The organism is Mesorhizobium sp. M4B.F.Ca.ET.143.01.1.1, from assembly GCF_004792275.1.
Classification (GTDB): domain Bacteria; phylum Pseudomonadota; class Alphaproteobacteria; order Rhizobiales; family Rhizobiaceae; genus Mesorhizobium; species Mesorhizobium abyssinicae.
This window is the reverse complement of the sequence record NZ_SRSR01000018.1, coordinates 21,050-34,659: the sequence shown is the minus strand read 5'-3', so window position 1 is coordinate 34,659 and position 13,610 is coordinate 21,050. Positions and strand designations below refer to the sequence as shown.

The window sequence follows — 13,610 nt, the reverse complement described above, 5'->3', positions numbered from 1 at the left end:
CACTCTTCCGGACCGCAACGCGGCCCGGAAGCATTGTTACCCGCGGATCAGAAACGGGTCGCTATGCCGAAGTTGAATTCCTGCACGTCGTCGGTCGGTTGCTTCTTGACCGGCACCGCGTAGTCGATGCGGATCGGGCCGAAAGGCGAAGCCCACATCAGGCCGACACCAACCGAAGCGCGCAGCTTCATGTCGGTCGTCGACTGATCGACCAGGGCGGTATCGACCTTGCTGCCATAGAGCGTTGCCGCATCGGCAAAGACCGCGCCGCGCAGGCCGAAGCTTTCCGGGATAACTGGCAGCGGGAACTGGGCTTCCGCCGAGGCATTGAAATAGGTGGTGCCGCCGAGGTGATCGCCACTGGTGCCCGTGGCAACAGGTCCGATGCCGCCATAGGCGAAGCCGCGAATCATGCGGTCGCTGCTCTGGAAGTGATCGAAGATACGCAAGCCGTCGTCGCCATAGCCTTCGATGTGGCCGGCACCGCCGGAGATCAGGCCGACCAGATCCAACTGCTCGGAAAGGGTCTGGTAGACACTGCCGCGGCCCGTCACCTTGACGAACTTGGCATCACCGCCGAGGCCGGCCACTTCCGTGGTCACATTGGCATAGATGCCTTCATGCGGGTTCTTCATGTCATCGATGGTGTTGTAGGTCAGGCCGAGGCTGACCGACGACTTGATCCACGGACTTTCGTCAATACCCTGAACGATCGCCGCCGAGATATCGCAATCCGCGTCCGGAATCCCATCTTGCGGCGTGTCATCGCAACCACTGTCGAGCTTATACTTCTCCTGCGCGATGTTGTACGCCAGCTGCGTCGAGATGTTGTCGGTGATCGGCAGGCCGAAGCGCACGGTCGCGCCCAACGTCTCACTGTCGTAGTGATCGTAGTTGCGCGTCTGCTGGAAGACGTCGAAGCCGGCCGCGATGCGGCGCCCGAGGAAGTAGGGCTCGGTGAAGGAGAAGCTGTAGTCGCGCGAGTTCTTGCCGCCGCCCGCCGCGATCTTGATGTACTGGCCGCGGCCGAGGAAGTTGCGCTCGGTGATCGAGCCTTCGACGGACGGCCCCGCCGTCTCGCCGCCGGTCGAGTAGCCAGCGCCGACCGAGAACTCGCCGGTCGACTTTTCGACCACATCCACCACCAGCACGACCTGGTCGGGCTGCGAGCCCGGCACCGTCGAGATGTCGACTTTGTCAAAGTAATTGAGCGCTTCCAGGCGCTTCTTCGCGCGCTGGATGAGCACCTGGTTGAAGGCATCGCCTTCGCTCACATCGAACTCGCGACGAATGACATAGTCGCGCGTGCGGTCGTTGCCGCGGATTTCGATGCGCTCGATATAGGCCTTGGTGCCCTGGTCGATCGTATAGACGACCGAAATCGTGTGGTTCTCGAAATTGCGGTCGCCACGCGGCGTCACCTGGGCGAAGGCATAGCCGGAACCGGCAACCTTCTCGGTCAGCGCGATGATGGAGTCCTCGACGTCCTTGGCGTTGTAGACGTCACCCTTATGGGTTTCGACCACCGATTCCAGCGCCTTCGAGTCGACCTCGGGGATGGTGCTTTCGACACTGACGTCGCCGAACGTGTAGCGATCGCCTTCCTGGACGGTGATGGTGACCGTGTATTTATTGGTGGTGTCGTCGAGCTCGCCGACCGCGGAGACGACCTGGAAGTCGGCATAGCCGTGATTGTAGTAGAAGCGGCGCAGCAGTTCCTGGTCGGCGCGCAGCTTGTCCTCGTCATAGACGTCGTCGCGCAGCACGAAGGAAAGCCAGGACGAACGCTTGGTGGCGATGACGTCCGAAAGGCGGCGGCTCGAATAGGCGCTGTTGCCGACGAAATTGATCGCGGCGATCTGCGTGCGGCCACCTTCATTGATGTTGAAGACCACGTTCACGCGGTTGTCGCCGAGTTCCATGATCTGCGTCGTCACGGCGGCGTCGTCGCGGCCGATGCGGCGATACGCAGCCTTCACCGCATCGACGTCCGAATCGAGCGTCTGCTGGGAGAAGGTGCCGCGCGGCTTCAGCTGCACGGCGACTGCCAGTGCATTGTCCTTGAGCTTCTTGTTGCCCTGGAACAGGACCTGGTTCACGACCTTGTATTCGGAAACCTTGACGACCAGCGAGGAGCCGACCTGGTTGATCTGCACATCCGAGAACAGTCCGGTGCCGAACAGCGCCTTGACCGCATCGTCGATGTCGGAGCTGGAGAAGGCCTTGCCGGGCTTGATCTGGATGTAGTTGCGGATGGTGTCTGCGTCGACACGCTGATTGCCCGTCACCTCGACTCTGGAGACAACGGCCGCCTCGGCAGCTGATGTGGCAACGAACTGCACTGCGAGCGCGCCTGGCACAACCAGAGCGGCGGACAAAGCCACCGCGGACGCGGCGCTCAGAAACTTGGATGCTGCCTTCATCGGGCTTTTGTACCTTTTCTCGTAGTCCCCACGGCGAGAAAACCGGACGTGCGGTAATTTTCCCATACCGTATTAACCGGATTTTCCCTACACGCAAGGCTTCTGGTTAATTTGTAATTACTTAACCCTGGTGCGTGGCTTTCGCGTCACGCCTTACCCCTGTGCATGGTAAACGGCGTCTCAACATTGCGGCTGCTGAAGCCAAATTTCTTCATGATTTCAGCATCCAAACAGATCGTTCCAGAATACGAACCCCATGAAGCCGAGCACCAGAAGCAGCCCGGCCCGATAGGCCATTTCCATCATCCGTTCCGACACCGGCCGGCGGATGACCGCCTCCACGCCGTAGAACAACAGGTGGCCGCCGTCGAGAGGGGGAATCGGCAACAGGTTGAGAATTCCTATCCCCACTGACAGGAAAGCAACAAGCTGCACAAGCCACTCGAAGCCGAGTTTTGCCGCCTGCCCCGACATTTTCGCGATCTTGATCGGCCCGCCCAGCTGGCATTTGTCCTCGCGGCCGACGAGGAAACGCTGCAGGAACTGGCCGGTGCGCTGAATGACGTGACCGGTCTCTTCGACGGCCGCTCCCACCGCGCCGACCGGATTGTAGGTGATGACGCGCGGCTGGCCGAGTTCCGTGCTGTTGGCGACGCCGATCACCGCCACCTTGATCTTGTTGCCCAGCGCGTCCTGCTGCTCCATCGGCTCCGGCGTCGCCGTGAGCGTGATCTCCTTGCCGCCACGCAGCATGGTGAAGGCGATGGCGTCGCCGGCGCGACCCTGGACCAGGCGCTGGACGTCGGCGAAGGTTTCGACCGCGCTGCCATCGACTTTGACGAATCGGTCACCGGGCAGGATGCCGGCTTTCTCGGCCGGGCTGCCGGCGACAACCTCGGCCACCATCGGATCCAGCACCGGGCGGCCATAGACGGAAAACAGCACGGCAAAGACGGCGATCGTCAGCAGGAAATTGAACAGCGGCCCCGCCACCACCGTGGCTGCGCGCTTCCAGATCGGCTGGGTGTGGAAGGCGACAGCGCGCTCGGCAGCGCTCAGCGTTTCCAGGTCCTCGGCGCTAGGCTGGCTCGACGTGGCATTCATGTCGCCGACGAACTTCACATAGCCGCCAAGCGGTATGGCGCAGAGCTTCCAGCGCGTGCCGTGGCTGTCGTTGAAGCCGAAGAGCTCGGGGCCGAAGCCGATCGAAAAGGCCTTGACGCCGATGCCGCACAAGCGGCCGATGAGGTAGTGACCCATTTCGTGCACGAAGACCACCACGGTCAGCACGAACAGGAACGGCACCAGCGTGCCGAGGACGAAGCCTTCCGTGCTGAACAACGCGTGAAGAATCTCGTTCAAGTCGTGTCCTCAAGATCGTGCGCGACGCAGGCCGTGCCGCGACTGTGACATCAATCCAGGCGAATCCGTGGCGCAGCCCGTCTCTCGCCCTACGACATGCGGTTCAAACCGGAAACAGCCCCTGGGCCGGATGATCGGCGCCCGCCGATATCCATCCGATGACGTACAGGGCGAACGCCGCCGCGACAAGCCCGTCCACCCTGTCCATGACGCCGCCATGGCCGGGTATCAGGTTTCCCGAGTCCTTCTGCCCATGGCGACGCTTGACCCAGGATTCGAAAAGGTCACCGGCTTGCGAGACGACCGACAAAGCCAGGGCGACAAGGCCAACGATGCCGAGATTGCCGACCCCGGCCACCGCAGCCAGAAGCACACCCGCGATCACGCCGCCAATGGCGCCGCCGAGCGCCCCGCTCTGCGTCTTGCCGGGCGAGATCGACGGCGCCAGCTTGGGGCCGCCGACGGCGCGACCGACGAAATAAGCCGCTATGTCGGTCGCCCAGACGACGGCGAACAGGAAGAGGATCGCAATCAGGCCGGAATGGTCGCCGTCGCGCAGCATCGCCAGCGACAGGCCGGAGAGAGACGCATAGGCCAGCCCGGCGGCATCCCATTGCGCCGCCCCGCGCATTTGAGCGCTGGCAGCCGTGACCACAACTATGACCACGACGAGCGAGAGCAGCCAGGATGCCGGCACGCCGGCTATCAGGAAGCCGATGAAGGCCAGCAGCAGCGCCTCCGGCAGGAAGCCCAGGGAACCGCCGGTTGCCGGGCGCGCCATGCGTGACCACTCATAGAAAATGGTGGAGACGATGAAGGTACAGAGAAAGCGGAACGGCAAGCCGCCGAGCCAGGTGAGCCCGAGGGTGACGGCGGCCAGCACGAGCGCCGAGATGACGCGCAGCTGGAGGTTGCTCATCTGGCCGCCGCTCACGAAGCGACGTCTTGGGCGGCAAGCCCGCCAAAACGGCGCTCGCGGCTGGCGAAGTCGCGCAGCGCGTCGGCCAGGTGCTCGCGGCTGAAGTCCGGCCAGTAGCAAGGCAGGAACACCAGCTCGCTGTAAGCCGCCTGCCACAAAAGGAAGTTGGACAACCTGAGCTCGCCGCTGGTGCGGATGACCAGTTCGGGATCGGGAATGCCGTCGGTGTCGAGCGCGCCGGCAAAGGACTCCGCCGTGATCGCCTCGCTGTCGATCTCGCCGCGCACGGCCGCGGCTGCAAGCTTGCGCGCCGCGCGCACGATTTCGTCACGCCCGCCATAGTTGAAGGCGATGACCAGCGTCAGCGACTCGTTGCCGGCGGTGAGCGATTCGGCTTCCTGCAGCAGGCCCCTGATGTCGGGCTGCAGTCCTGACCGGTCGCCGACGATTCGCACCCGCACGCCGTTCTGGTGCAGTTCGGCAAGGTCGCGGCGGATGAACAGCTTCAAGAGGCCCATCAGGTCGCTGACCTCGGATTTGGGCCGCGACCAGTTTTCCGACGAGAAGGCGTAGACAGTCAGGAACGAGATACCGAGGCCAGGCGCGGCGCGCACCGTCTTGCGCAAGGCCTCGACGCCGGCGCGATGGCCGGCAAGCCGCGGCATGCCGCGCGCCTTGGCCCAGCGTCCATTTCCATCCATGATGATCGCGACATGCGCGGGCGTTGCCATGGTCTCGCTTTCGGGCCGGTGAAGGACCGACCCTAAACCTGCATGATTTCAGCTTCCTTATCGGAAAGCAGATGGTCGATGGTGCTGATCATCTCATCGGTCAGTTTCTGCACCTGGTCGGAACGCTTGCGGTGGTCGTCCTCGCCGATATTGCCGTCCTTTTCGGCCTTCTTGAGGAAATCCATGCCGTCACGGCGGACATGGCGGACAGCGACGCGGGCATTCTCGGCATAGCCGTGCGAAATCTTGACCAGTTCCTTGCGGCGCTGCTCGTTGAGTTCGGGCAGCGGGATCCTGAGATTGGTGCCGTCGACGATCGGGTTGAAGCCGAGATTGGATTCGCGGATCGCACGGTCGACGGCGCCGACCATCGCCTTGTCCCAGACCGACACCGAAAGCATGCGCGGCTCTGGCACGGATACGTTCGCCACCTGGTTGATCGGCATCGAGGTGCCGTAAGCCTGGACCTGGATCGCGTCGAGCAGGTTGCTGGACGCGCGCCCGGTGCGCAGCGAGGCCAGATCATGCCGGAACGCGGCGATCGCCCCGTCCATGCGCCGCTTGAGGTCGTCGAACTCACCACTCATCATCGTCTCCTCGACCCGTTTGCCGGGTTCACTGTTCAGGGCAACGGCCCCGTGCTCGAGCCTCGTTCCGAAAACCGGCTGTCGCTTTCATTAGCGGGCTTCCGGTTCGGATTACGCTCCGGATCAATCGTCCGCAACGACCGTGCAGCGGCCGCCGCCCCTCAGAATCTCGCCAAAACCACCCTTCTCGTGGATCGAATAGACGATTATCGGAATGTTGTTTTCGCGCGCAAGTGCAATCGCTGCCGTATCCATGATCGAAAGCCCGCGTTTGATCACTTCGGCATGGCTGATGCGCTCGAAGCGGGTCGCGTTGGGGTCCTTCTTGGGATCGGCGGAGTAGACGCCATCCACCTGGGTGCCCTTGAACAGCGCGTCGGCGCCGATTTCGGCGGCGCGCAGCGCCGCGGCCGAATCGGTGGTGAAGAACGGGTTGCCGGTGCCGCCGGCGAAGATGACGACCTTGCCCTGATTCATGTAGGCAGTGGCCTGGCGCTGGGAGAAGCTCTCGCAAAGCTCCGGCATGGCGATTGCCGACAGCACCACGGCCTCGACGCCGATCTTATTCAGCGAGGTGCGCAGCGCCAGCGAGTTGATGACGGTGGCAAGCATGCCCATGTGGTCGCCGGTGACGCGATCGCCGCCCTTGGACGCAACCGCCACGCCGCGAAAGATGTTGCCGCCGCCGATGACGACACCAACCTCGATGCCCATCGCGCGCGCCTCGGCGATATCGGCGGCGATGCGGTCGACGACCGACACATCGATGCCGAAATGCTGCTCGCCCATCAACGCTTCGCCCGACGCTTTCAGCAAGACACGTCGGTAGAGGGGCTTCGCCGTCATCTGAACCTCGTCATTGTGCGTGTGATGCGCCTGGGGTGGCCGCCCTCGCGCAGGCGCCGCGCCAAAACAGCGGCGCGATGCGAGTTCCGATACACGAAGGGCGCCGCGATGTCACGCGGCGCCCCTGCGCAATCCCCGCCCGCCGGCTGCGGCCAATCAGTCGCTGGCAACGCTGACGGCTTCGCCTTCGATGAGCACCGGCGACGCATAGCCCGCAGGTTTGTCGCCTGTCGTGGCGCCGCCAGTGACGCGGCCCTGTATCTCGAAACCGAAATAGGAATAGGGGAATGGCGCGGGGGACCGGCTCGCCTCGTCCAGCCTGCCGCGAAGATCGGCGGGAATCGAAAAATCCAGCGCGCCGAGATTGTCCTGCAGCTGGCCGAGCTTCGTGGCGCCGAGGATGACCGAGGCGATCCCCGGCTGCGTCGCCACCCAGTTGAGCGCCACCTGCGGCATGCTGCGGCCGAGGTCGGCGGCAACCTTTTCGAGCTCCCCCACGATCTTCCAGTTGTGCTCGGTGAATTTCTGGAACCCCGGATGGGTGGTGTTGCGAAACCCATCGAGCCGGCCGGCATTTCCGGCCTGCGCCGGCCGATACTTGCCGCTGAGCAAGCCGCTGGCCAGCGGGCTCCAGACCATGATGCCCGCCCCGTGACGCGTGCCGAAGGGGACGAACTCATGCTCGATCGAACGTTCGACGAGCGAATATTCGAGCTGCAAGGCCGAAACCGGCTCGTAGCCGCGCAATTCGGCAATCGCCTGGGCGCGGCCGGCATACCAGGCCGGCACGTCCGACAGACCGATATGGCGCACCTTGCCCGCGCGCACCAGGTCGTCCAGCGTGCGCATGACCTCTTCGGCCGGCGTCAGCCTGTCCCAGACGTGAAGCAGGTAGAGGTCGATATAATCCGTGCCGAGCCGCCTGAGCGAGGCCTCCACCGCGCGCATGATGTTCTTGCGGCCATTGCCGCCGCTGTTCGGATTGCCGGGCTCGGTGTTCATGGTGAACTTGGTGGCGATCACGGCCTTGTCGCGCAGCCCGCGCTCGGCGACGAATTCGCCGAGCCAGGTCTCGCTCGTGCCATTGGTGTAGAGGTCGGCCGTATCGAAGAAATTGCCGCCTGCCTCGACATAGGCGTCGAACATCGAGCGGGCGGTTTCCCGGTCGGCTCCCCAGCCCCATTCGGTGCCGAACGTCATGGTGCCGAGTGCGAGACGACTTACCCGAAGGCCGCTGTGGCCGAGCGTGTAGTAGCTCATAGTCATGGTGTTGTTCCGATCCAGGTTGACGCCGCCTTTCAGCGGCCGGGAGTGGCCTTGACCCACGGGTTGCCGCGCTCATGCGTCATGCGGAACGTGAACCCATCCACTTTCCAGCCGGTTTGCGTGCGGGTCAGGTGGTGTTCGTAGGTGCCCCAGACTTCCCAGAGCGGGTCGCCATTGCCTTCCATCCGGTTCCAGGCGTAGCCGTTCGACGACACGGTGGCGCCATTGCCGTCGAATGCCACCTTGTGGTTGGTGCGCAGGTGCAGGCTGGTCTTGCTCCCCTTGAGGTTCGCCGACCATGTGCCGACCAACTCGTCGGAAGGGATGGTGGCCGGCGGCTGTCCGGAGAGGCTGCTGAAGTCCACAGTGACGATATCTGCGAAGTAACTGCGGGCAAGCGGCCAGTCCTGTGCGTCGACGGCGGGGTCGATGGCGTCGGCGATGCGGATGACGGCGCGCTCATCGGCGAGCGCGCGCCAGTCGGACGATTCCGCCCCGCCGGCATCGACCGGCGCCAGCGCAATGCCGGCCGCGAAAGTGACGTGCTTCAACGCATTCATGTCATCTTCTCCTCGTACATCAGCCCGCTGCCGATGGTGCTGGCCACAATGTGGGCCGATGTGCCGGAATCGATAAGATTGCATTGTTCGCAGTGACTATGCGATATCGTTCAGCAATGGATCGCGATCTGCTCAGCCATCTGCCTGTCGTCGTCGCCGTGGCGCGGCGCGGCGGCTTCGCGCTTGCCGCGGCGGAGCTCGGCATGAGCCCGTCGGCGGTCAGCCATGCGGTGCGTCTTGTCGAGGAAAGGATCGGCCAGCCGCTGTTCGCCCGCACGACGCGCAGCGTTTCGCTGACCGAGGCCGGCAAGGCATTGATCGAGACGGCGGCCCCTGCCCTGCAGGACATCGCCGAACGCATGGACCGCATCCGCGGCATCGGCGGCCGTCCGGCCGGGCTGCTCAGGATCAATGTCTCCCATATCGCCATCCCCCTGGCGGTGACGCCCGTGGTGGCGGCAATGGCGGAACGCTATCCGGACGTGACCGTCGAGCTGTTTGCCGATCAGGGCCTCGTCGACATAGTTGGCGAAGGTTTCGACGCCGGCATCAGGCTGGGCGAGATGATCGCGCAGGACATGGTGGCGGTCCGGCTGACGCCGCCATTCAGCGCCGTGATGGCCGCTGCGCCGGCCTATGTTGGGCGGCGCGGCCGTCCCGCCAGCGTAGCCGATCTCGCCAGCCACAATTGCGTCGGCTACCGCCTCGTGCGCAGCGGCGCGCTCTATCGCTGGGACCTGAGCGAGGACGGCAAGGACGTTTCGGTGGAGACGCACGGCACGGCAGTCGTCACCGATTCGCTCGCCGCGATCGACCTCGCGCTTGCCGGGGTCGGCATCATCTACGTCTTCGAGCCGCTGGTGCGCGCTCACATCGCCGCCGGCCGCCTCGTGCAGATCCTGCCGCAATCGGCGATCGAGGAACCCGGCCTGTTCCTCTATTTCCCGCGCCGGGCGTCGATGGCGCCGAAGCTCAGGGCCTTCATCGACACCGCACAAGAAATCGGCCGGGCATCCTCGCGGACGCCCGGCCGTGCTGCCTGAGCTCTGTAGCCTTACTTGTGCTTCGGGCTATTTCTTGACCGCCGCCGCGACTTCCGCGGCGAAATCGGTCTCTTCCTTCTCGATGCCTTCGCCGAGCGCGAAGCGCAGATAGGCAGTGATCTTGGCCGGCGCGCCGATCTCCTTCTCGGCATCCTTCAGCGCCTTCTCGACGGTGATGTCGGGATTGAGCACGAAGGCCTGCTTGAGGAGCACGACCTCTTCGTAGAACTTTCGCAGACGGCCCTCGACCATCTTCTCGATGATCGCTTCCGGCTTGCCGGTCTGGCGCGCCTGGTCGGCGAAGATCGCCTTCTCGCGCTCGACGGCCGCCGGGTCGATCTGCTCGGCGGTCAGAGCCATCGGGTTGGTGGCGGCGACATGCATGGCGACCTGGCGACCGAAGGCGTTGGCGGCATGCTCGTTGCCGGTGGTCTCGATCGCCACCAGCACGCCGAGCTTGCCGAGGCCGTCGGCGACGGCGTTGTGCACATAGGTCGCCACCGCGCCGTGCGGCACGCTGAGCTTGGCCGAACGACGGAAGCCCATGTTCTCGCCGATGGTGCCGACCGCGTCCTTGATTGTCTCGGTGACCGACTTGTCGGAGCCCGGATATTTGGCGGCGGCCACCGCTTCGGTGGTGCCGTAGGCGAGCGCCACCTTGGCGACGTTGGCGACGATTTCCTGGAAGGCAGCGTTACGGGCGACGAAATCGGTCTCGGAATTGACCTCGACGACCGCAGCCTCGCGCACGCCGGAATCGACACCGATCAGGCCCTCGGCGGCGGTGCGGCCGGCCTTCTTGTCGGCCTTGGAGATGCCCTTCTTGCGCAGCCAGTCGACGGCCTCTTCCATGTTGCCGTTGGTCTCGTTCAACGCCGCCTTGCAGTCCATCATGCCCGCGCCGGTCAAGTCGCGGAGTTCTTTGACCTGTGCAGCCGAAATGCTCATTGTCGCCTCTTTGTTTCAAATGCGCCGACGCACCATCGATTCTCGATGATGCGCCCGGCGACAGCGCTTAGCGCGCCAAGATATTGGAAAGATGAAGGCCGGAACCGGCCTTCGCTATTATGCTTCCGGGGTCTCGGCCGCCGGAGCATCGAGCGCCGGCTCGACCGGAGCCTCGACCGAGGCGCCGATGTCGACGCCGAGCGCGCCCTGCTGGCGGGCGATGCCGTCGATGGCAGCCTTGGCGATCAGGTCGCAGTAGAGCTGGATGGCGCGGGCCGCGTCGTCATTGCCCGGGATCGGGAAGTCGATCTTGTCCGGGTCGCAGTTCGAATCGATGATGGCGACGACCGGGATGCCGAGACGCTTGGCCTCGAGGATGGCGATCGCTTCCTTGTTGGTGTCGATGACGAACATCAGGTCCGGCGTCGAGCCCATGTCCTTGATGCCGCCCAGCGCCTTGTCGAGCTTCTCGCGCTCGCGGTCGAGGTTGAGGCGTTCCTTCTTGGTCAGGCCCTGGGCCTCGCCGGCCAGCAGCTCGTCGAGCTTGCGCAGGCGCTGGATCGAGTTCGAGATCGTCTTCCAGTTGGTCAGCATGCCGCCGAGCCAACGCGAGTTGACATAGTACTGGGCCGAGCGCTGCGCGGCGTCGGCGACGATTTCGGACGCCTGGCGCTTGGTGCCGACGAACAGCACGCGGCCGCCCTTGGCCACGGTGTCCGACACCTGCTTGAGCGCCTGGTTCAGCAGCGGCACCGTCTGCGACAGGTCGATGATGTGGATGTTGTTGCGGGCGCCATAGATGTAGGGCGCCATCTTCGGGTTCCAGCGGTGGGTCTGGTGGCCGAAGTGAATGCCAGCTTCCAAAAGCTGACGCATGCTGAAATCAGGCAGAGCCATTCTCAAGTTCCTTTCCGGTTGGCCTCCACGGACACAGGCATTTTCGGACCGTGGTCCTCGAACGCCACCGGAGGTTTCAGCCGGATTTCTCCCGGGCAGACACCAAAGTCCGTGTGTGGAATGAGCGCGCATATAGAGGGGATGCGCGACAAACGCAAGCGCCCCGGCCGTCTGCCGATCAGCGTGCGACGATCAGCGCACCCGTGCCGATCATGGCGCCGCCGGCAAACCTGTTCATCAGCCGCATGCGCCTGGACGTCGTGAACCAGCCTGAGGCCCGCCCGGCGAGTGCCGCGTAGACGCCCATGGTGACGATGTTGACGCTGATCACGACCGCGACAACCAGCAGCCCGTCGGCGAACGTCATGGTGTCGAGGTCAAGGATCAGCGGCATGATCGAGGCGTGGAACAGGATTGCCTTGGGATTGCCGAGCGCGATGGAGGCGCCAAGGAAAAACGAGCGGGAGAGCCTTGCCTGGGGTGCCTGCGCCGCCTCCGCATGAGCAGCCGCCGAGCGCCACATCCTGATGCCGAGGAACACCAGATAGGCAGCGCCCGCATATTTCAGCGCGAGGAACACCCATTCGAAGGTCTGGGCCAGCGCCACCAGGCCGAGCAGCGCCAGGATCACCAGCACCGCGTCGCCGGCGGCAATGCCGACACCGGCCATGAAGGCGCGGACAAAGCCACGCGAGACGCCGTTGGTGATGACCGCGAACATTGCCGGGCCGGGCGTGGCGGCGGCGAGAGTGATCGCGGCGCAGTAAGCCAGAAATGCCGTCAGCGTCATGGCCTTATCTTCCCGTTCGGCACCCGCACGCGGCGAAAGATCGCAACGATCTCCTCGCGGCTGCATTCGATGGCGCCAAGCCGCACGGCCCGGTCGCGCTCGAAGCCGGTTATGTCATAGTGCGGCGCCGATGTCTTGGGCGGCCCCTGGTAGGACGAACGCTTGAGGCCGAGTTCGGTGGCGAAGCGATGCAGTTCGTCGGTGTCGTCGGCCATCAGATGGCACCAGCGGTGGCCGGCCCATTTCCAGATCGCCGCGTCGACATAGATCGCCATCAGGCCTGCCGCTTCCCTCTTCAGCGCCAACGGCCCTGCGAGTCGATTTGCCTTCGACTATTTCGATGCGGGACAGGGTTTCGACTGGTCGAACAGCGACAGGTTGACCAGCTTGCCGGTCATCGAGAAGTCACCATAGTCCATGACCAGGTCGCGGGTGATGCCGTTTTCGTGCAGCTTGAAGCTGATCCGGTACTCCGGCACCTCCTCGCCGCTTTTGTCGGTTTCGTCGAAATAGGCGATGTCGACCGGCCAGTATTTGTCGGCGGCGAGCTTGGCCAGCGCCGGCGCTTCCGGGTCGGTCTTGTCGGCGTCGGTCTTCTTGCCGACGACGACCGTCGTCGTCATCACCTTGTTGGCGTCTTCCGACCCGTCGAACAAGTTGGTTTCATAGAAGCTCTCGCCCTTCTCGGCCTTGCCGATCAGTTCCACCAGATGCTGGGTCGGGAACTGGGTGGCGGCGAGCTCCAGGCTGTTCTTCTCGGGCTTGTCGATGTCGACCTTGAGGCCCTTGGCCTCCCTGGTCGCCATGCCCTTGACTTCCTTGTCGAGGTTCTGGTCGACGAAGGACTTGGTGACGAAGGAGAACGTCTTGCCTTCGGCATCCTCGAAAGTGGTCGTCTGCTGATCGGTCAGGCGCGTGTTGTCGTTGGTGACGATCTGGGTGACGAAGCGGAATTTCACCGTGTAGCCCTCGCAAGGCGAGCCATTGAACTCGTACACCATGCGGCCCGAAATACCGGTTATGCCGGAGCGGTCGGATGCCTTGTTGAGGGTCAGGTCGTAGACCGCGCGATGCGCCTGCAGCGCCGGAACGGCAAAGGCGGGAGCCACCAGGAACAGCGCTGGCACAAGGATGGCAGGGAATGCTAGGCGCTTTGCGCGCATATGGTGCTCCGATCGTCGCGGCTGATGGCAGGCCGCAGGGAAAGATGGTCCAGCTTAAAAAAAGTCATGGCGGAA

13 protein-coding genes and 1 pseudogene are annotated in these 13,610 nt (G+C 64.0%); 1 reads left to right on the top strand and 13 read right to left on the bottom strand.

The features are described from left to right. Positions 1 to 47: 47 nt before the first annotated feature. The 8 genes and pseudogenes from bamA to EN786_RS30115 all read right to left on the bottom strand — a co-directional run bounded on the left by bamA (position 48) and on the right by EN786_RS30115 (position 8,694). A complete protein-coding gene (bamA, locus tag EN786_RS30150) occupies positions 48 to 2,423 on the bottom strand; it encodes an outer membrane protein assembly factor BamA (protein WP_127286427.1) in 2,376 nt (791 codons plus the stop codon). Between the two features lie 219 nt (positions 2,424 to 2,642). Further along, positions 2,643 to 3,785, bottom strand: coding sequence for an RIP metalloprotease RseP (gene rseP / locus EN786_RS30145; RefSeq protein WP_127286428.1), 1,143 nt, complete (start codon positions 3,783 to 3,785; stop codon positions 2,643 to 2,645). A gap of 103 nt (positions 3,786 to 3,888) precedes the next feature. Next, positions 3,889 to 4,704 carry a phosphatidate cytidylyltransferase gene (locus EN786_RS30140; RefSeq protein WP_127310100.1) on the bottom strand — a complete coding sequence of 272 codons (816 nt, stop codon included), beginning with the start codon at positions 4,702 to 4,704 and terminating at the stop codon, positions 3,889 to 3,891. An 11-nt stretch (positions 4,705 to 4,715) separates the two neighbouring features. After that, positions 4,716 to 5,447 (bottom strand): annotated as a pseudogene (locus tag EN786_RS30135) (isoprenyl transferase); the annotation flags it as partial. 20 nt (positions 5,448 to 5,467) lie between these two features. Continuing rightward, a complete protein-coding gene (gene frr, locus EN786_RS30130) occupies positions 5,468 to 6,022 on the bottom strand; it encodes a ribosome recycling factor (RefSeq protein WP_127286039.1) in 555 nt (184 codons plus the stop codon). A gap of 123 nt (positions 6,023 to 6,145) precedes the next feature. Next, positions 6,146 to 6,868 (bottom strand): UMP kinase, encoded by a 723-nt coding sequence (gene pyrH / locus EN786_RS30125; RefSeq protein WP_127286038.1) that lies wholly within the window; start codon positions 6,866 to 6,868, stop codon positions 6,146 to 6,148. Between the two features lie 156 nt (positions 6,869 to 7,024). Then, the gene (locus EN786_RS30120) at positions 7,025 to 8,134 is read right to left on the bottom strand and encodes an aldo/keto reductase (RefSeq protein WP_135909198.1); all 1,110 of its coding nucleotides are present in this window, start codon (positions 8,132 to 8,134) and stop codon (positions 7,025 to 7,027) included. A 32-nt stretch (positions 8,135 to 8,166) separates the two neighbouring features. Beyond that, entirely contained in the window at positions 8,167 to 8,694 is a 528-nt protein-coding gene (locus tag EN786_RS30115) for a nuclear transport factor 2 family protein (RefSeq protein ID WP_127310028.1), read from the bottom strand. 116 nt (positions 8,695 to 8,810) lie between these two features. Here EN786_RS30115 and EN786_RS30110 point away from each other — a divergent pair, with 116 nt between their 5' ends. Further along, a complete protein-coding gene (locus EN786_RS30110) occupies positions 8,811 to 9,737 on the top strand; it encodes a LysR family transcriptional regulator (RefSeq protein ID WP_127310029.1) in 927 nt (308 codons plus the stop codon). A 27-nt stretch (positions 9,738 to 9,764) separates the two neighbouring features. Here EN786_RS30110 and tsf read toward each other — a convergent pair whose 3' ends face one another. The 5 genes from tsf to EN786_RS30085 all read right to left on the bottom strand — a co-directional run bounded on the left by tsf (position 9,765) and on the right by EN786_RS30085 (position 13,535). Continuing rightward, a complete protein-coding gene (gene tsf, locus EN786_RS30105; RefSeq protein ID WP_127310030.1) occupies positions 9,765 to 10,685 on the bottom strand; it encodes a translation elongation factor Ts in 921 nt (306 codons plus the stop codon). 117 nt (positions 10,686 to 10,802) lie between these two features. Further along, positions 10,803 to 11,582 carry a 30S ribosomal protein S2 gene (gene rpsB / locus EN786_RS30100; RefSeq protein WP_127286033.1) on the bottom strand — a complete coding sequence of 260 codons (780 nt, stop codon included), beginning with the start codon at positions 11,580 to 11,582 and terminating at the stop codon, positions 10,803 to 10,805. Between the two features lie 178 nt (positions 11,583 to 11,760). After that, on the bottom strand, positions 11,761 to 12,372 hold the full coding sequence (locus tag EN786_RS30095; protein ID WP_135909196.1) for a LysE family translocator: 612 nt from the start codon (positions 12,370 to 12,372) through the stop codon (positions 11,761 to 11,763). Next, positions 12,369 to 12,647, bottom strand: coding sequence for a DUF4031 domain-containing protein (locus EN786_RS30090; RefSeq protein WP_126054457.1), 279 nt, complete (start codon positions 12,645 to 12,647; stop codon positions 12,369 to 12,371). The genes EN786_RS30095 and EN786_RS30090 overlap by 4 nt, the downstream gene beginning before the upstream one ends. 57 nt (positions 12,648 to 12,704) lie before the next feature. Then, the gene (locus EN786_RS30085; protein WP_127286031.1) at positions 12,705 to 13,535 is read right to left on the bottom strand and encodes a cell envelope integrity EipB family protein; all 831 of its coding nucleotides are present in this window, start codon (positions 13,533 to 13,535) and stop codon (positions 12,705 to 12,707) included. Positions 13,536 to 13,610 lie beyond the last annotated feature (75 nt).

Excerpts from the sequence above, each read along its gene's own strand:
- bamA (WP_127286427.1), bottom strand. The coding sequence starts at position 2,423 with ATGAAGGCAGCATCCAAGTTTCTGAGCGCCGCGTCCGCGGTGGCTTTG.
- EN786_RS30140 (WP_127310100.1), bottom strand. The coding sequence starts at position 4,704 with ATGAGCAACCTCCAGCTGCGCGTCATCTCGGCGCTCGTGCTGGCCGCC.
- frr (WP_127286039.1), bottom strand. The coding sequence starts at position 6,022 with ATGAGTGGTGAGTTCGACGACCTCAAGCGGCGCATGGACGGGGCGATC.
- pyrH (WP_127286038.1), bottom strand. The coding sequence starts at position 6,868 with ATGACGGCGAAGCCCCTCTACCGACGTGTCTTGCTGAAAGCGTCGGGC.
- EN786_RS30120 (WP_135909198.1), bottom strand. The coding sequence starts at position 8,134 with ATGACTATGAGCTACTACACGCTCGGCCACAGCGGCCTTCGGGTAAGT.
- EN786_RS30115 (WP_127310028.1), bottom strand. The coding sequence starts at position 8,694 with ATGAATGCGTTGAAGCACGTCACTTTCGCGGCCGGCATTGCGCTGGCG.
- EN786_RS30110 (WP_127310029.1), top strand. The coding sequence starts at position 8,811 with ATGGATCGCGATCTGCTCAGCCATCTGCCTGTCGTCGTCGCCGTGGCG.
- tsf (WP_127310030.1), bottom strand. The coding sequence starts at position 10,685 with ATGAGCATTTCGGCTGCACAGGTCAAAGAACTCCGCGACTTGACCGGC.
- rpsB (WP_127286033.1), bottom strand. The coding sequence starts at position 11,582 with ATGGCTCTGCCTGATTTCAGCATGCGTCAGCTTTTGGAAGCTGGCATT.
- EN786_RS30095 (WP_135909196.1), bottom strand. The coding sequence starts at position 12,372 with ATGACGCTGACGGCATTTCTGGCTTACTGCGCCGCGATCACTCTCGCC.
- EN786_RS30090 (WP_126054457.1), bottom strand. The coding sequence starts at position 12,647 with ATGGCGATCTATGTCGACGCGGCGATCTGGAAATGGGCCGGCCACCGC.
- EN786_RS30085 (WP_127286031.1), bottom strand. The coding sequence starts at position 13,535 with ATGCGCGCAAAGCGCCTAGCATTCCCTGCCATCCTTGTGCCAGCGCTG.